This is a genomic window from Salinicoccus carnicancri Crm, from assembly GCF_000330705.1.
Classification (GTDB): domain Bacteria; phylum Bacillota; class Bacilli; order Staphylococcales; family Salinicoccaceae; genus Salinicoccus; species Salinicoccus carnicancri.
On sequence record NZ_ANAM01000003.1, the window covers coordinates 34,348 to 52,092 of the forward strand.

A 17,745-nucleotide genomic window follows, 5' to 3' on the forward strand; every position below is an offset into this window, starting at 1 on the left:
CAATCAGCTCCTAAACTCCGTTATAAGAACGACTTCCGCCTTCGAATCCGCCTGTACCCCCATTATACTCTTCTGTCGCCGGCTGTTCATCAAATTGAGCGCCCTGGCCGTCATCCTGGCCTGAGCCGTCATCGTAATATTCCTCGGAAGACTGTTCAGGCTGGGTTTCCCCGGCCGGTTCCCGAGGAACGTCCTCCCCGCCGGATTCCTCATTCTGTGGCTGCTCTTCGGGGCTGGTTTCGATATCCCCCTCTCCCTCTATGCTCTCTTCCGGATTGGATTCAGGGATGTCGAAGCCGTCACCGAACTGCGGCTCGTAGCCTTCCTGCATGAAGTACGGCGGCTGTTCCGGTTCGAATTCCTCGAGGTAATAGTCATCGAGGTACTGATACGGCGTGATGTAGTCCATCAGGCGGACGTTTATCATGTCGTATGGTTCCGGTTCCTCGAGGCCGAGTGTCTCCCGCAGTGTGCTTGAGATCGTATAGAGATGCTCCTCGTTCGCCCAGTAGAAGTAGGCGCCGTTGCCAGGGTTCCAGTAGTCGCTGCCGCGCAGCTGCGTGGAATTGAACTCCAGCTCGTTCGTCGAATAGTAGGCCGCAAGGCTCCGGATCGTCCCGGCTTCCATGTTGTGCTTCGTATTGTCCGCAACCACCTTGATCAGGTCATCGAGCTTTGTCAGTGCACCGGTCGATTTTGCCTTGCTGAGTATCGATTCGACCATCTCGAGCTGTCTCTGTCCGCGCCCGAGGTCTGTATCCACACGGCGGCTCCGGACGACGGCCAGCGCCTCCTCGCCGTTCAGGGTCTGTTTGCCGGCGTCCAGCCTGGTACGGCCGTCATCGTTCAGGTTCGGCTCGTTCATGTCGAACGGTACATCGAACTCCACGCCGCCGAGCGAGTCAACCACATCGACGACCGCCGACATGTTCACCCTCACGTAGAAGTCGACCGGTACATTGAGCAGCGATTCCACCGCCGCCATCGAGTTGTCCGGCCCGCCTTCGCGGTGGGCGTGTGTAATCTTGTCGAAGTAATTCTGTTCGGGGAAGTAGGTGAGCGTATCCCTCGGGATGCCGGTCAGCTTCACTTCATCCGCTTCCTTGTCGAACGTCGCGAGCATCATGGTGTCGGTGCGGAAATCATCAGTATCCATGTTGTTCTTTTCACTGCGGGCATCATTCTCATCTACACCGAGGATGAGCACCGTGAAGCTGTCCATCGAAGGATCGATATCCTCCTCGCGCAGCTCGGAGCCTTCCCGGTCCGTCCCTTCGTACGAACTGTCTACACCGCTCTGGAAAGCGTTGAACAGGTTGAACAGGTAGACACCGATGACAACCAGGGCGATGACCAGAAGGATGATCGCACCGTATAGAAATTTTTTCATAAATGAGTAACCTACTTTGATTGGATTTAGATGTAATGACTTTATACATAACTTTCATTATAATATGAGATAAAGGTAAAATGAAATATTAATGGATGCCAATTACATTTATTTTTGAAAACTGTTGTCCATGATACCGAAAACTGCGGTGAATCACAAGGAATTGTATGTTTACAGTTATGAATTTTTTATGAAAGCGATAGAGGTGCAGTATGAAGCAGATAACGATGTTCGTCTGGAACAACTTTGTAAACGATGCGCGCGTGCTGAGGGAAGCCGCCGCGCTCACCGAAATGGGGTATACAGTCACAGTCATCGCCAAAAAGGAGATGGACGAACGGCAACTCCCGTCGGCCGAAACAATCTCCCCCGGAGTAATCGTCAACCGGCCCCTGAAACTTGAACTGCCCGGGTTCATGCAGAGGAAGATGAAATCCGGTGTCCTGGACAAACACATCCCCAACATGCTCACGATGCTGAAGATGATGGCGCTCGGCAGGCGCCAGGATGCGGACATCTACCATTCCCATGATCTGAACACACTGCTGCAGGGAATCGCCGGTGCGAAACTGAGGCTGGACCGGAAGCCGCTGATCTATGACTCCCACGAAGTGCAGACCAGCCGGACGCACTACAGCTTTGAGAAGATATACAGGATAGAGAAATTCCTGCTCAAGTTCGCCGACCACGTCATCGTCGAGAACGGCACACGGGCCGACTACCACAGGAGGCTGTACAAAAAGCGCCCGACACCGGTACACAACTATTCGGAGTACTATGACATAGATGAAGTGGAAGCCTATCCGATCAGGCAGGAATTCGATATACCTGAAAGTGAGAAAATCGTCCTCTACCAGGGCGGCATGCAGGAGGGCAGGGGACTTTTCAAACTGCTCGATGCCTTCAAGGATACAGAAGGCGCCAGACTCATCATGATCGGCGACGGCAAGGAAAGGCTAAACCTCATCAATTACCATAAGGAGATCGGGCTCGGGCACAAAGTCCATTTCATCCAGAGGGTTCCCTATAAAGAACTCAGGCGCTATACAAAAGCCGCCGACCTCGGCATCCAGTTCCTGGAGAACACGAACTTCAACCATTATTCCGCCTCCAGCAACAAACTGTTCGAGTACATCATGGCGCATGTACCCGTCATCGGATCCAGGCTGCCCGAGATAGAGGCCGTCATCGAAGGGGAGCAGGTCGGGCTCACGGTCGAGCCCGAGAGCACCGGGCAGCTGGAAGAAGCCATCCAGACGCTTGTGGACGACGACGCACTGCGACAAAAATTCCGCGAAAACGCAAAACAGGCAAAAGAGAAGTATAACTGGGATAATGAGAAGGAAGTGTTGAAGCGGGTGTACAGGAAGTTCAGGTAAGACGTTTAGTAAAAGAGAGACAAAGGTGGAACGCTATAATGAAAAGCAGTGATCTGGAGTATCTGTTCAACAATATTCCATATACGGAAAGAAACATGTATCCGCAGGATATCGAAATTGAAAATGTAGCAATGTATAAGGATTATATGAAGAATAACGGATTTCATTATGAATATGAAAGACTGGGCACAGGATTCATGTCGGCGAACCTGTTGAGGCAGGACAATTCGAAGATTGCAGGAGTGAAGAATCCCTACTATCCGACCAATTCGAGACTGAGTTTCAGTATCGCAAGGAATAAGTTCGAGACAGAGAAGTATTTGAAGGCTGCCGGAGTGCCGACTACGAACTCAAAGAAATATACATTGGATCAGCTGGCAACAGCTAAAAGGGAAGCGGCTTCCTTCGCAGGCGATATTGTCATTAAACCGCTTAATCTCGCACTCAGCAAAGGTGTATATTCCAATGTGACTGCGGATACTTTTGAACATTATTGGAAGTTGTGTTCAAATATCATCAAAAAGAGTAAACGCAAAGGAAAACATATTCTTGTACAGGAATACATAGAAGGTTTCGAGGCCAGAGTGACTATACTCGAAGGCAAGGCCGTTTCAGTCATGACCAGGCTTCCCGGTAATGTCACCGGTGATGGACAGAGTACCATAGAAGAATTGATTGACGAGAAAAATGAACAGAAGAAACAGTGCGGATTCATGAGTAAATACCCGATCAAAAAAACCAAAGTGATTGAATCATTTTTAGAGAAGTCCGGGTACAGCTACGATAGTGTACCGGCGAAAAATGAACATGTACTGCTGCTTTCAGTTTCCAACTTGGTAAACGGCGGGGAAATTGTGGATATTTCCGACCTGGTTTCTGAGGAAATCAAAGAAACAGCATTGGATGCTTTGGCAGCGCTGCCAGGAATGAACTGCGGCGGGATTGATATCATGATCAAAGGGTTCGATGATACAACACCTAAAATCATCGAAGTCAATGCGTTTCCCCTGTTATCGCTGACGAAGTATCCGACATACGGAAAGCCTTCAAAGGCCATTGAATATTTCATTGATGCGACAATAGTGCGTGATCAATATTTGAACAACACCGATAATGGCTATGAAATTGTGAATAAAGAGGAGATCCTATCGAACTATTTCAATTTTTTTGAACGAAAACAAAGATTGGCAGTAAATCAGTTCATGGAAAACCGCAAATAACGACTTCAAGGAGATGTACTGACATTATGATTTTCAAATCCAACAATTACAGGAAAGGGTACTTACTAGTCCCTGATGATCTTCAAGTGCAAAGTGTTGAAAATGCTGCGCAAATGGAAATAGGAGAATATCAGTTTTACTTTTCCAACGAATTAACAGTTCATACAAAGTCTGTTGATTCCGGTACTGCGATATTGGCAGGATATGCTTTTGATATCAGGAACCCGAATCTTGCCGAACATGAAATTTTGAACAATATACTGACGTCAGTTGATGTGGTGGAGGAATTAGAGTACATAAATGGCCGGTATTTCGTTGTTATTCATAATACGGAGGGGACACAACTGTATTCAGATGCATCACAGTTGAGGCCACTTGTGTACCATGCAGCGTCAAAAGTGCTTGCCTCTCATGATGCAATGGTCCGGGACCTTCTGTCGGACCATGGGATTCATTTGGACAGAAGATCGAAGTTCAATCATAATGAGCTGGACTTTACAAGATTCCATGATGTTTTCAAATTCAATCCCAGTCTCTCGTTAGAGTTGAGCACTTTTGAATTTGAAAGGATATATCCAAGAACCGAATTAAAAGAAAGAACTCCAGGATACACATTCAGTGAAATGAAAGACTATCTGGACAACAGTATAAAATGGCTTAAGCAAAACCAGCAATATAAATTCTTAAGTATGACCGGTGGTGTGGATTCCCGGGTGTCAGCTGCGCTGACCAGGGAACTGAGCGATGACATCGAATATATGACATATACAAGGTCTCAAAGGAAGCTTAAAACCGAACTGGCAAAATTGATATATTCAAATGATGATAAAATTACTGGTCAGATGCAGAAGAATCTGGCTTGGAATCATACCATCTTCAATCTGGACGAATTTGAACCGGATGAACGTTTCATCGAAGAAAATGAAAAAGCACTCTATTCCAATCATTCCTATAAATTAGCCAACTATTACAGAAACCACAGGAAATTTGATGATGCACTTCATATCAAATCGACTGTGTTCGGTATGGGGAAGGCGGATTTCCCGGAAGATCTGGATAACAAAAGTGACGACTTAAAATTTTATGAGAAATGTATCCATGGGCTTTCTGTAGCATTCAAAAAGCTTTATAAACTTGATGAGGAAGCACCAAAGTATTTTGAAAGGAACCTGGTTACTGAGGGAGTAACCCTCAACCGCCACTATTTCGACCTGTTCCACCTGGAATCCAGGATGGGAAACTGGCACAGTGCACTGACATTGGAGACTGATCCGGAGACTGAGGAATTCATATTCACGAATTCGAGAAAAATGATCGATCTTATACAACAGCCATCCCTCAGGGAAAGGAAAGAGTTCATACTCTATAAGCTGATCATTGATAATTACTGGCCGCTGCTTCTCCATTTCGGCATAAACAAATACCATGACATCGGCCTGGAATTCCTTAAAGATATCAAAGACAGTATAGAAGTGAGAAAAAATATTTTTGTAGAATACAATCCAAGCGAAGCTGTTGTTGAAAGGCAGAAGGGGAAGTTTTATCTGCAGCCGTCTGATGAAAAGGCGTTTGCATCAAAAAACTACGAGTTCATCATCTCAAATGACAGTGAGCAGGGTAGGCTCGGATTGAAAAGCACCTATTCTAATGAAAATGGCCGGGGAAGGATTAAAGTGGTCATACGAGGACATGGATTTTACAAGGAGTATGATGTCCTGGATATGAATAAGGAAATTCTGCTGGATATTTCAGAAAGCCCTTTACTGATCAATATCACTTACGATAAGGATTATAAAAATACTTCCTGGCAATCCGCCGCAGGGTTATATTGTACTTTCAAGTAAAGAGCCATGGGGCGTATCAAAATGATACGCCCCATGGCTTTTCAATCTTAGAAAATGTGTTTTGTGTAGTATTGTCCGCGTATGCCGAGCTGCCTGTAGTAGTTTCTTAAGTTCTGTGCAGTAGCATATGCCCAGTTCACATCAGTGGCATATTGGTAAGTGCCCGGGTTTACCGGATTCCATCTCATGGAATAGAGAGTGGTCTGGCCTCTGTTGAAGTAACTTTGGGAGATGAATCGTGCCCCGCCGACTATTGCCTTAGCAGGTGTATCCCAGCCCATCTGCTGAGCATATCGTGCCCCTGCCAGTACAGCATTGTGATCATATGCGGCAATCCCGTACATATTGTAATATTTCTTGCCGCTTGAGGAGATGTTGCCATTGGAATCAAGTCTGACACCCTGGGCAAGTGTACTTGTGCCATTTCCAGTTTCATGCAAAGCATGGGAAATCAGGTAGACTTCGTTGATGCCATGTGTTTTTGAGGCATTCAGGAATGCACTGCCCTGTTGATTCAGAGTGCCTTTTCCATTTAGCAATTTACTGTTGATGGTTGAGCTCGCAATGTTCTGTGAACGATCAAGGTCAAGGAAAGTGTACATCCAGGTTTCTGAAGTTTGGTGGGATGTATCAAGGAAGTTTGCAACTTCACTTCTTGTCGCATTTCTCCAGCCACCGCCGGAAACCCATGCCTGGGGTTTGGATCTTAAGTTCATTTGAGTGTTCAGGACCTGGTTGAATGACTGATTATATTTTACTGTTTTGACGGAAGGGGATGGCGCAACCGGTGTGTATTCCTTCAGTCTGTTATCCTGGATCCATCCATAATCATTCCCGATCTTACCGTAATGGAAAGTCAGGAGCCCCAATTTTAATGATTTCTGTGCCTGGAATACCTGATTGCCGTATTTGCTCAGTTGTGAAACTCTTTGATATGACGTTCCCCATGGGTTAGTCAAAAGATAGTCGTTCTTTCTTGCGACAGTATATTTTTTGGTGTGATTGGTTGGATTCGTCAGTCTGTATAGAGTAAGGTCTTTTTCCTTAATCCATCCCTGCATGGCACCACCAAGATTTGAATGGACACGGTAGAATGTTGTTCCGTTGTATGTCGCCTTTTGGGTGATGTACAGTGTCTGATCTTCTATGACACCCATTTTTTTACTTGTTTTGCTGGTTACAGGACTGTAAATTCCGGAGTTATTCCCATCATCCACTCTAGCAGCAAACCTTGCAGATGTTACTACAGGAGTAGCATCTTTGATCCTTGTTTCTTCCAACCATCCATAGTCATTGCCAATTTTACCGTAATAGTAGGTCAGGACCCCAAGGTCCAGTTCTTTTTCAGCCTTGAATAGTGAGTTTCCGTAGGCGGACAGTTTTTTGACCGTCTGGGTTGAAGAGCCCCATGGATTTGTCAGCAGATATTCATTTTTACGGGCGATTGAATACTCTTTCCTGTGTGTTTTCGGTTCTCCGAGACTCCACAGATCCAGATCTTCCTTCTGAATCCAACCCTGCATTGCACCATCATAGTTCTGGTGGACGCGATAGAATATTGTGCCGTTATAGTCTGCTTTTTGTGTAATATACAAAGTTTTGTCCTTCAGGAAGTTGAGGCTGTGCGATTCTCTGCTGGTGACAGGGCTGTAGAGCCCGGAATTTTTGTTTGTATTAAGTTTCGCTGCATAGTTTTCCCTGGTAACTTTTGGTGAGGAAGCAGCTTTCAGCCTGGAATCAGCCAGCCAGCCGTAATCATCACCGATTTTACCGTAGTAGAAAGTCAGGGCCCCGAGGTTCAGAGTATCTTCTGCCCTGAAGAGTCTCGTATCATATTTATCAAGGCGTTTGACCATCTGTTCATCAGTTCCCCATGGATTAGTCAATAGGTATTCGTTGTCTCTGCTCACAGCATAGTCCTTGGTATGCTTTCTGGAATCCGAAAGATGGAACAATCTGAGGTCTTTCTCTTTAACCCATCCCTGCATTGCTCCTTCGTAGTTTTTATGGACGCGATAATAAGTGGTTCCATCGTGAACTGCTTTTTGAGTGATATAGACAGTCTTGCCATCCATGAAGTCCAGACTGACTCCTTCAGAGCTTGTAACTGGACTATAAAGGCCTGAATGCTTGCCGTCTGTAAATCTGGCAGCATACTGAGCTTTGGTTACAACGGGCTTATTGTTCTTTGCTTTAGTATCAAAAGAATACATTTTGATTGACTTGTCACTGCTCAATCTGAGTGTCTGTATTTCATGGATACCCGCGTCTTTCGTTTCTTTCTCTTTTTCATTCTCTGCAGTGTCATCTTCGGAAGCATTTGTTTCCGTGTCAGTTTTCTGTTCGTCATTCTCTGCAGAATCATCTTCATCATCGGATATTTCTGTCGATGGATCATCTGAATTTTCTTCCCCTGTGACCGTTGTTTCATTTGCCGCGGATTCTTCCTCAGTATCCTTGTTTACAGGGGCATCGGCTGTATTGACCTTTTGGTCATGATCCTGTTCTTTTTCAGAAACAGTTTCTTCATTATCTTTTGTTACAGGCGCTTTGGTTTCAGAACTGTCCGGAGTGTCCCGGCTTTCGTTTTCATTACCGAGGGATTCTTCTGATGGATCATCTGAATTTTCTTCCCCTGTGACTGTTGTTTCATTTGCCGCGGATTCTTCCTCAGTATCCTTGTTTACAGGGGCATCAGTTGTATTGACCTTTTGGTGATGATCCTGTTCTTTTTCAGAAACAGTTTCTTCAGTGTCTTCTGCCGACGATTCTTTGGATCCAGGTCCGTCTGATATTCCCTGTCCTGCTTCTTCAGATGAATCAAGAGCTTCGGTGTTTTCCTCTACTGCCTCAACAGTGTTATCTGAATCACTGTTATTCCCCGGCGGTGCTGAAGTTTCCTCTGTTGGATTATTCTGCTGTGATGTTTTGGATGGAAGTTCATCAAACTGCTGGTTTTCGGCACTTTCAACACTCTCATCTTCGCTTCCTGTTTCAGAAACTTGTGGCTGCTGTGCAGAAGTTTGGCCATCATATGTATTCTTATCATCCAATTGTGGATTTTCTTCAATGTTGGTATCGGGTGTACTCTCAGCGCCTTCCTCAGCACTGGCTGTTGAAGGGGTGAAAAGGAATACGGAAGTGGCGAGCATGGGAACAAATAAGAATTTGGAATTTTTCATTTGAATTTATGTTAGCCTCCTATTAGCTTACTTATTATAAGTTTAACTGATATTGTTCGGGAAAAGTATAAAATAATTGTAAAAATTTATATGTAATAAGATTGTAATAATTCGCATTACTAATGTGTGATTGGTAGAATGAAAATATCATTTTTGGTACGAATAGGGTAATATGCACACACATGAAATAATGGTACAATAAATAGGTTATAAATATAGTTTTTGTGGACTGAGGCATCATAATGAATAATTTATTTAACTTTTTAAAAGAACAGTGGATACATAGAAGGCTGATCTTCGGCCTGACGATATACAGTTTGAAATCCCAATATGCAAATCACTACCTTGGCCTCTTCTGGAATATTCTCCAGCCTGCAATGCAGGTTGGTCTTTACTATGTGGTTTTCGGACTGGGCTTGAGAGGTGACAGGGGGAATGTCGGTGAGCTGCCATTCATCATACACCTGATAACAGGGCTGTTCCCATGGCTATTCATCGCCGGTAATATAAATGCGGCTTCTGCCGCCATTCAGGGACAGTTGAGCCTGGTGACAAAGATGAAATTTCCATCGAGCACTCTTATTTCTGTGGCGATTGTCAACAACGTGATCAACTTGTTTATCACTTCAGCAATTGTACTGTTCATAAGTCTCGCAAATGGCTATTCATCGCCACTGCATTATCTGGGCTTTTTCTATTTCCTCTTTGCGTCAGTAGCCATCACAACTGCAATCGGCCTGATCATGTCTACGCTAGTAATCCTGATAAGGGATATGAAGAATATTCTGCAGAATGTCATTCGCATGTTCTTCTTTGTAACGCCAATTTTCTGGGCATTAAATGAATCAACTGGATTGATGCAAACAATCTCAGCATTCAATCCATTTGCGTATTTGGTAATGAACTTCAGAACTGCGCTCGTACTGCAGGAAGCACCATTGTACGGTGGCATGTCTGACCACATCTATTTCTGGTCGATCACATTATTCCTGTTTTACGTAGGGGTCAATGTCCATTACCGCTTCAGGGATAAATTGGTTGATTACCTATAGAAGAGCAGTTTATACAGAGCAATAAATGAGTTTAGGGCGTTACCATGTTCATGAAACTGCTTTATACGATATCTTGGTGAAAATTATCTTATTAAACCGGTAAGGACGATTAAAATGGATTATAAAGTCAAAGTTGAAAATGTATCTAAAGTCTATGACCTCAACAGAAGCAAACTTTCAAAAATAAGATCCTTGTTTACATTGGGGCACCTCTATAAGGAAAAAACTTTTTACGCATTAAGGGATATAGATTTCGAAGTGCAGTCAGGAGATTCAGTAGGGATCATCGGTTTGAATGGATCCGGGAAAACAACTCTATCTGATCTGCTCGGTGAAGTGACGGTTCCAACTTCCGGTTCGATAGATATTAATGGTAAAAGCTCATTGATAGCAATCAATGCAGGGCTGAACCAGGACCTCACCGGTGAAGAGAATATACGTATGAAGTGTCTGATGCATGGCATGACCAGGTCTGAGATCAAAGATAAGTATGATGACATAGTGGATTTCAGTGAACTCGGGGAGTACATTGAACAGCCGATAAAATCCTATTCCAGCGGAATGCGGTCCCGCCTGGGTTTTGCAATTGCAATTCATACAGACCCTGATGTACTTATCGTGGATGAAGCATTATCAGTTGGGGATTCCACCTTTGCGGATAAATGTCTGGATAGGATGAAAGACTTTCAAGAACAGGGCAAAACAATTTTCTTTGTCTCGCACTCTGCGGGACAGGTTGAGAAGATGTGCAACAAAGCTGTCTGGATCCAATATGGTGAGATGAAAGAATTTGGTGATGCATTGCCCATTGTTGAAAGCTATAATGAATTTATCAATGAATATAAACTGCTTACCAAAGAAGAGCAGTTACAATATAAAGAAAAAATGATGGAAAAACAGAAAGAAAAATCAAGAAGGGCAAAACCCAAGAAGGATAAAGCGCCAGTATCAAGTCTAGTCCCTGCCTTCATACTTTTTCTACTGGCATTGTTCGGAGTGTTCTTCCAGGTCATTAATCTTTAAAAAATATCAGATAAGTTAGGGTTTTTATGAAAATACTACTAATTACTCAAAATTTCTATCCGGAGATCGGCTCAGGTGCAAACAGGTTTAAAAATTTATATATTCAACTTTCCAAAAAACATGATGTGAAAGTTGTCACAACGATTCCGAGCTATCCGAATGAACGGATGTATAATGATGAAAAGTATTGGAATGATGATGAGATAACGCACTCCAATGATATTTTGAGGATACCAATGAGAATTGACAAGCAATCCAAGAGCATGTATTCCCGAGTCGGTTATTATTTGGAGTTAGCTTACAAAGTAAGGCATTTCATCAAGAGTTATCAGAGAGAATTCGATGTCATCTATGTTACTTCGCCAAACATTTTCCTTCCCTGGGCTACATTCTTTTTCCAAAAGCAAATAAGTTCTGTGACAAAGGTCTTGGAAATCAGAGACTTATGGCCTGATAGCGTTAAGGATATTGAAAAACTGCCTGTAGACCGCTTTTGGGGAACACTGAAATTTTTAGAAAAGCGGATGTATAAGAAGGCGGATAAAATTGTCATTAATAATGAAGGGTTCAGAGAACATATATTGAGCATGACACCCGGGAAACCGATATTTTTCCTACCTAATGCATTTAACAATGGAGAAATAGATTTTCATCCTCCAAGCAGTGATTTTAAAGTTATATATACCGGTAATATTGGTCATGCACAAAGTTACCACCAGTTGACCGAAGTCTCGGAACTTCTGGAAAAAGAACAGATACATTTCAATATTATAGCTTATGGAGCGAATGCACCTGAATTTAAAGAATTCATTGAAGATAACAATTTCAAGTATATAAATGTTTATGGTGAAAAGACCAGGGATGAGTGCCTCCATCTGATAAGGCAGCACAATGTTCAATTATCATTGTTGAAAGAAACTGACGTTTTTCTTAATGTACTCCCGGGAAAGGTGATTGATGGCATTGGATGTGGGGTGCCGGTAGTGACAAACCTGGGCGGTTTTACAAACGCATTGATAAATGATAATGATGTGGGAATTGCTGTTGAAAAAGGATCGTCTGAACAAATTGTAGAAGCGATTATAAAAATCAAAGGGAACTATGAACTTGAGGCACAATTCAGGGAGAATGCCAAAAAGCTTCTCAATGAAAAGTTTCTGTGGGAAAATAATACAGAAGAGCTTTCCCGCTTCATAAGATAGCGCGAGGAATGAAGCAAAAAGATTTCCTTTCAAATCAGAGGAGTCGGCCGACCTTGATTTGAAAGGTGTTTTTATATGTTCGTCAGTTCAAAAATACTGGTCATCTTTTTTGATTTGAGCGTATTGAACCGGGTAATCTCTTTTAAAATCTTTGTTTCTTCTTCCGTTAAAGACAGCCCGTTCCCCGTTTTGTATTTTATCAGGATGGATTGAACAAGGATGTCAAATGGATATTTCGGTTCCCCTTTCAATGGAACATGGTGCATTGTATAGTTTGCGTTCGTATTTATCTCAAGAATCTGCCCACCACCGTTTCTGAAGTCTTCACTCATCATATCAACACCGGCGGAGTATAGCTCGGGAATCGCAGCTGTAGCTTCCAGGGCGGCCTGCTTTATATCATCAGAGACCTCGTCAGTCACATCGATGCTGTCACCGCCAAGTGTCAGGTTTGAGATATCATTGAGGATGAGGACTTCACCTTTCTCAGGAACACTGTCAATGTCTAAGCCATCCTCTGCCAGTCGTTTTTGCAGTTTCAAATCAATGGGTATCAACTTATTTCTAAAGTAGGGCGTCATAGCTCTGATCTTGTTCTTTTGGCCAATCAACGCTTCAATTGATTGTTCTCCATCTCCGACAATATTTGGAGGCAGTCTCAACAAAGCAGAAACGAATCTGCCTTCGATGATGCTTATTCTAATATCGAACCCGTTGATATAAGGCTGTACTATGCAGGAAGGCTGTGCAACATTTTTCTCTTTTTGTATCTTGATGCTGTTGTCCCATGCTTCAGAAAAATTTGCCGAATCAATGTTCAACTCTATGCCGTCTCCTCCGGCAAGACCGACAGGCTTTAGTACATAATTATGTGAATGATCATTGTTTATCAATTCGTAGGCATGGGATTTCTCAAAAATATTCTGAGAGGTCAAAACAGGCAACTGCATGATTCTCAAAAAATTTTCAAGTCTGAATTTGTCGCTGCAGATTTGAAAGGCAATACTGCCTGTGGAAGAGGGCTTCAAACCTGTAAACTTCCCTACTTGTTTACCTCCCGCTAACAGATAGGAAAATTTCTTGCCGTTTACCTGTTTACAAGTAAGGTTATGTTTTTTGGCAGCATCGCCTATAAATCGTTTATAAGATGCAAAGCTTTCTTCGTATGTATTGAAAGGGACATGTTCGTACTTTAAAATTTCCTGTTTTATGAAGTCTTTTCCTTTGCTCATTATTTATGGCTCCCAACGTAGAGTAATTAGTGCTAATGTAAGTATTAGGGTTTCTATGTATATTATAATGTATTATGCTTGTATTATATTTATCTGCAAATAGTTAACAATGTTTCGACTGAGGGGACATACCATGGCATACATAATTGGTTTAATTTCTTATATCACTTTACAATTAAATTTTCAATCCATATCAAAATTCCTACTGCGTAAAAGTCTGACGAAAGAAATGGGCAGTAAAGAAAGCGGTATAAGCATATATTTACGTAAATCAAATCATTCAATGTTATTATATCAGATTAATAACATGAATTTGGACAGCGACTATAAAATGTTCTTGAATGCTCTTATCTTCAGACATGAAAAAAAATATGTCAAAGCATATAGAATGATAGAGAATATTGAAAATCCGAATATTCTAAGTTTGAAAGTGATGCTGCTATATGATTTGAAACTTCTCGACATCATCATCAATCTTTCAAACAAGGGTGTCGATGTACTGAAATATTTGAAGACTGATCAGCAATTCAATCTGGTCAGTTATTTAGTGAGCAGGAATCTTTATGATGAAGCTGAACAGTTGATTCAGATTACAGAGCAGGACAAAGACCATTTGATAGAGCAGTTTGAAGAAGATAAAAGCGATATATACTATAAATATACGTGGCGGCAGTATGCATCAAATTTCCTTGGCTTAAATGATACGAATGATGCAGACCTGCTGGAAGTCAAACGGAAGATTGATCTGTTGAATCTCCAAATGAAAAAACTTGGGTATGTTCTTGCAGTTAATGAATATTACAGTGATGAAAAGAATCTGGATCTGCTTGAACATGAGTATGTTCCATTCATCAAAGACAACAAAGACTTGTTCCAATACCTTGATTTTGAGGCGCTCCATACATTCAATATCACAGACAAATCCAATGATGATAAGAGCATCAAGCTGCAAAGGATATTGAATTATTATCATTCCAATAATTTTTCAAAGCAAATGCTGCAGACCATATATGAGTTGATTCCACAAGTCAACCTGAGCACTCAGCATATCATGTCTCTCAGAAGAATGATCATGGATCGCCAGCTTGATTTGGGAGATGAAAAATTCAACAGATTGCTTAAAAGGGACAGACGCCTCCACATCATATTCCATTATCCCCAATTGTTCATCAATAGTGAATTAAATGGTGAAGTCGATTATTTCATACATCATCAATTTACAAGACGGGAGCAGAAAAGAATTTATAATACAGTGATTAAAAAATTACTGCATTACAACATGAGAATTGACCTGCCGGAGCATTTCATCGAATATCTGAAAGTGACCTCCCCAAAAAGGATGTCCAATTCCCTTGTACTGGGCAGGTATTACTGTTCAAAAAGCGACCAGAAGCACCTTGACCAGCTGGTTAACACCAAACAGCCGGATAAACAGTTTAAACTCAGGATCAATTTTGCGAAATATTACTTTCAGCTCAAAGAATATGAACTGTCTCTGAAAGAGACAGAAAAAGCTGGAAAGATAAAATCATACCACCATGATGTTTTAAGGTCTTATATAAGGAACCACCATGTTGCTGGTAATATTACCGCAAGGTATAAAAACATCAAGCTCATGAAAAAATATTATCCCGCGCGCCTGTTCCCTGGTGAATACCAGATGGCCCTGCAGGAATTCCAGCTATCCAACAGTGAGTGGCAATTGCCAATTTCATTGAGGGAAAGCCATAATATCGATCCTGTCGATAAAAAGGTACTCTTTGTCCTGAACAAGGCGCTGCCTGTTACGAACGGCTATACAATACGTTCCAATGAAATTGTGAAACGCGTAAAAGCGCAAGGGTACGAACCGGTACAGACCACGAGGCTTGGCTGGTCTCCAAAACATGAAGGGTACGATATCCCCGAGAATGCAATCGATGGAATCAAGACGTATTATATCGATAAGTCAGATAAATACTTGACGAATAAGACGCCGATAAATGATTACTTCAATGTCTATGCGGAAGAGATACTCAAAATAGTCAAAGCAGAGCGTCCGCAGATGATCCATGCCGCATCCAATTTCCAGAATGCCCTGCCTGCATTGAGAGTGGGTGAGATGCTGGGACTTAGGACCATATATGAAGTGCGTGGCCTCTGGCATCATACGCAGACATCCAAGAATCCTCTTTTCTATCAGTCCGACCGGTTCAATTTTCAGGATGCATATGAAATACTTTGCTGCAACATTGCAGACGAGGTGTTATGCATCAGTGAGAGCCTGAAATCATATCTGGTGGATAAGGGAGTCGAGGCTGAAAAAATAACAGTTGTTCCAAATGGAGTCGATACAAATAGTATGTCGCCGTCAGAACCGGATTCTGATATTATAGAAAAATATGGACTGGAAGACAGCGTTGTCCTTGGTTTCATCGGCTCCATCACAGTATATGAGGGCATTGATTTTATACTGAGGGCAATTAAAAATATTAATGACTCAAAGAAGCTCAGGAAGAGATTGAAGTTCCTGCTTGTAGGCGAGGGACAGTATCTGCCGCAGCTGCAGGCACTGGTTACAGAGCTTGGAATCAGGGAAGATGTCATCTTCACGGGAAAGATTCCCCATGAGCAGGTCTCGAAATTCTATTCTGTCGTGGATGTTACGCCATTTCCAAGGACCAACGCACTGGTATGCCAGCTGGTCACCCCCATCAAAACCTATGAAGCGATGGCAATGGGCAAGAAGGTCATTGTCAGTGATGTGGCGGCTCTCAAGGAGATGGTGATCGATGGAGAGAACGGCACATACTTTGAAGCAGAGAACCCAGAGGCACTTGAGAAGGCAATTATAGAAATATCACAGAATGAAGAAATAGGAAAGCATGCGCGGGAATGGGTCGAACAGAACCGCGATTGGGAAGTGCTGCTGCAGGACATCGTGGATATATATGAAAAAGAGAGCTGATTGACTATCAGCTCTCTTTATTATTTGACAGATACTTTTCCAGTGTTTGCAGGAAAACCTGTTTCTTTTCAGGTTTTGGCACTGATGAATCATTGCCGCTTTGTTCATCGACCATCCGATTGAAGACATACTCGAACAGTTCTGCCTGATGGAGTGTCAGATCATCACTCGCCTCTGTCGACTGTATGACCGGTACACCGTGGTATCCGTCCGGAAATCTGAATGGATTGCCTATTATGGCTTCAATTGCCTCATGTTCCAATACGTAGTCCAGAAGCCATTGATCATAGGCAGGCGGCATCTCGGCAAAGTTTATCTTTCTTTCCCCAAGGGACGAAAATGGGTTGAATTTATACGTCTGGGTAAACCTTGGATTTACCGACTCATCCGTCAGATTGACACGAATGCGGTATCTGCCTTTTTCTTTTAAGTTGAACTTATAAAACCGCGATGTCGTCGGATCTGACATTTTCCAGGACTGCCCGTCTTTGTAGAGCTCGTAGACATACTCCCTTGGTTCAATATGGTTGATGAAAACAGAGAGTTCATCGTCTTCCAGCTTCTCATCAAACAGCATCTGATCATGATAATTATCTGAAGTGAATTTCTTAAGGTTGAAGTTGACGGAATCATAGTATTCGATCGGTGCATTGAAATAGTCTTTCCCTTCAGGCGGGGCGGGCAGAGTCAGCACGAGATGGTTATGGAACTCCTCCTGTATCATCCCATAGAGAGCATTCAGGAAATCCGCTTCGATATCATCAACGATATCGGGCTTGATGATGATGAGTCTTTCATACTGGTCAAGGAAGTTGAAAACCTCCCTCTGGTTATCCTGAAGTGCACGAAATTTCTGGATGTGTGATAGATTGGTGTAGTCGGGTACATCCCTTAACAGCTCCATCGATGTCTCGTTGAAATAGCCCTGGTTGAACCGGCACACAGTATTGAGTTCACTCAGCAGGTCAAGGATCAATACTTCTGATTCAGAAGTTCTGAAAGCATTGAACTGAGACTTGTTGAAGTCCCGGTATGCGGTTGAGATGATGTGTATGTCGTCCGTTTCAAGGTCCACCATATCTACAGGGTGGGGAGCGGAAATCAGGGACAGCAGACTCTGGCCGCTGACAAAATTATTTATCTTATATGGGAAATTTTTGAATTCGGTAAGCTTTTTGACCAAAGCACTCCCGATAATATCCACTTTCATATTTGCACCTCTTATTTATCGAATACGAATTTTAAAATGACACATATAATAGTATAATATATTA

Annotated in this window: 11 protein-coding genes; 7 read left to right on the top strand and 4 right to left on the bottom strand. The window is 42.7% G+C overall.

The window, feature by feature from the left end; translation table 11 throughout:
- Positions 1–10: 10 nt before the first annotated feature.
- Positions 11–1,390, bottom strand: coding sequence for an LCP family protein (locus C792_RS14185; RefSeq protein WP_017548092.1), 1,380 nt, complete (start codon positions 1,388–1,390; stop codon positions 11–13).
- A 212-nt stretch (positions 1,391–1,602) separates the two neighbouring features.
- Here C792_RS14185 and C792_RS0103665 point away from each other — a divergent pair, with 212 nt between their 5' ends.
- The 3 genes from C792_RS0103665 to C792_RS0103675 all read left to right on the top strand — a co-directional run bounded on the left by C792_RS0103665 (position 1,603) and on the right by C792_RS0103675 (position 5,833).
- The gene (locus tag C792_RS0103665; RefSeq protein ID WP_017548093.1) at positions 1,603–2,769 is read left to right on the top strand and encodes a glycosyltransferase family 4 protein; all 1,167 of its coding nucleotides are present in this window, start codon (positions 1,603–1,605) and stop codon (positions 2,767–2,769) included.
- Positions 2,770–2,807: 38 nt separating this feature from the next.
- Positions 2,808–3,989 carry a hypothetical protein gene (locus C792_RS0103670; protein ID WP_017548094.1) on the top strand — a complete coding sequence of 394 codons (1,182 nt, stop codon included), beginning with the start codon at positions 2,808–2,810 and terminating at the stop codon, positions 3,987–3,989.
- Positions 3,990–4,102: 113 nt separating this feature from the next.
- The gene (locus C792_RS0103675; protein WP_245537511.1) at positions 4,103–5,833 is read left to right on the top strand and encodes a hypothetical protein; all 1,731 of its coding nucleotides are present in this window, start codon (positions 4,103–4,105) and stop codon (positions 5,831–5,833) included.
- A gap of 47 nt (positions 5,834–5,880) precedes the next feature.
- On the opposite strand, the gene C792_RS0103680 is transcribed toward C792_RS0103675, so the two are convergent.
- Complete coding sequence (locus C792_RS0103680) at positions 5,881–9,015, bottom strand: GW dipeptide domain-containing protein (RefSeq protein ID WP_017548096.1); 3,135 nt, start codon at positions 9,013–9,015, stop codon at positions 5,881–5,883.
- Between the two features lie 242 nt (positions 9,016–9,257).
- On the opposite strand from C792_RS0103680, the gene C792_RS0103685 reads away from it, so the two are divergent.
- The 3 genes from C792_RS0103685 to C792_RS0103695 all read left to right on the top strand — a co-directional run bounded on the left by C792_RS0103685 (position 9,258) and on the right by C792_RS0103695 (position 12,292).
- Positions 9,258–10,067: an ABC transporter permease gene (locus C792_RS0103685; RefSeq protein WP_017548097.1), complete on the top strand. Its 810-nt coding sequence runs from the start codon at positions 9,258–9,260 to the stop codon at positions 10,065–10,067.
- Positions 10,068–10,181: 114 nt separating this feature from the next.
- On the top strand, positions 10,182–11,090 hold the full coding sequence (locus C792_RS14190) for an ABC transporter ATP-binding protein (RefSeq protein ID WP_017548098.1): 909 nt from the start codon (positions 10,182–10,184) through the stop codon (positions 11,088–11,090).
- Positions 11,091–11,116: 26 nt separating this feature from the next.
- Positions 11,117–12,292, top strand: coding sequence for a glycosyltransferase family 4 protein (locus C792_RS0103695; protein ID WP_017548099.1), 1,176 nt, complete (start codon positions 11,117–11,119; stop codon positions 12,290–12,292).
- Between the two features lie 71 nt (positions 12,293–12,363).
- Here C792_RS0103695 and C792_RS0103700 read toward each other — a convergent pair whose 3' ends face one another.
- A complete protein-coding gene (locus C792_RS0103700) occupies positions 12,364–13,524 on the bottom strand; it encodes an ATP-grasp domain-containing protein (protein WP_017548100.1) in 1,161 nt (386 codons plus the stop codon).
- 307 nt (positions 13,525–13,831) lie between these two features.
- On the opposite strand from C792_RS0103700, the gene C792_RS0103705 reads away from it, so the two are divergent.
- The gene (locus C792_RS0103705) at positions 13,832–16,471 is read left to right on the top strand and encodes a glycosyltransferase family 4 protein (RefSeq protein ID WP_245537512.1); all 2,640 of its coding nucleotides are present in this window, start codon (positions 13,832–13,834) and stop codon (positions 16,469–16,471) included.
- Between the two features lie 7 nt (positions 16,472–16,478).
- Here C792_RS0103705 and C792_RS0103710 read toward each other — a convergent pair whose 3' ends face one another.
- A complete protein-coding gene (locus tag C792_RS0103710) occupies positions 16,479–17,681 on the bottom strand; it encodes a DUF6270 domain-containing protein (protein ID WP_017548102.1) in 1,203 nt (400 codons plus the stop codon).
- Positions 17,682–17,745: the final 64 nt, after the last annotated feature.

What these genes read in the sequence shown, in the direction of transcription:
- C792_RS0103670 (WP_017548094.1), top strand. Translation starts at nt 2,808, where the DNA reads ATGAAAAGCAGTGATCTGGAGTATCTGTTCAACAATATTCCATATACG.
- C792_RS0103710 (WP_017548102.1), bottom strand. Translation starts at nt 17,681, where the DNA reads ATGAAAGTGGATATTATCGGGAGTGCTTTGGTCAAAAAGCTTACCGAA.
- C792_RS0103665 (WP_017548093.1), top strand. Translation starts at nt 1,603, where the DNA reads ATGAAGCAGATAACGATGTTCGTCTGGAACAACTTTGTAAACGATGCG.
- C792_RS0103685 (WP_017548097.1), top strand. Translation starts at nt 9,258, where the DNA reads ATGAATAATTTATTTAACTTTTTAAAAGAACAGTGGATACATAGAAGG.
- C792_RS0103705 (WP_245537512.1), top strand. Translation starts at nt 13,832, where the DNA reads ATGAATTTGGACAGCGACTATAAAATGTTCTTGAATGCTCTTATCTTC.
- C792_RS14190 (WP_017548098.1), top strand. Translation starts at nt 10,182, where the DNA reads ATGGATTATAAAGTCAAAGTTGAAAATGTATCTAAAGTCTATGACCTC.
- C792_RS0103700 (WP_017548100.1), bottom strand. Translation starts at nt 13,524, where the DNA reads ATGAGCAAAGGAAAAGACTTCATAAAACAGGAAATTTTAAAGTACGAA.
- C792_RS0103695 (WP_017548099.1), top strand. Translation starts at nt 11,117, where the DNA reads ATGAAAATACTACTAATTACTCAAAATTTCTATCCGGAGATCGGCTCA.
- C792_RS0103675 (WP_245537511.1), top strand. Translation starts at nt 4,103, where the DNA reads ATGGAAATAGGAGAATATCAGTTTTACTTTTCCAACGAATTAACAGTT.
- C792_RS0103680 (WP_017548096.1), bottom strand. Translation starts at nt 9,015, where the DNA reads ATGAAAAATTCCAAATTCTTATTTGTTCCCATGCTCGCCACTTCCGTA.
- C792_RS14185 (WP_017548092.1), bottom strand. Translation starts at nt 1,390, where the DNA reads ATGAAAAAATTTCTATACGGTGCGATCATCCTTCTGGTCATCGCCCTG.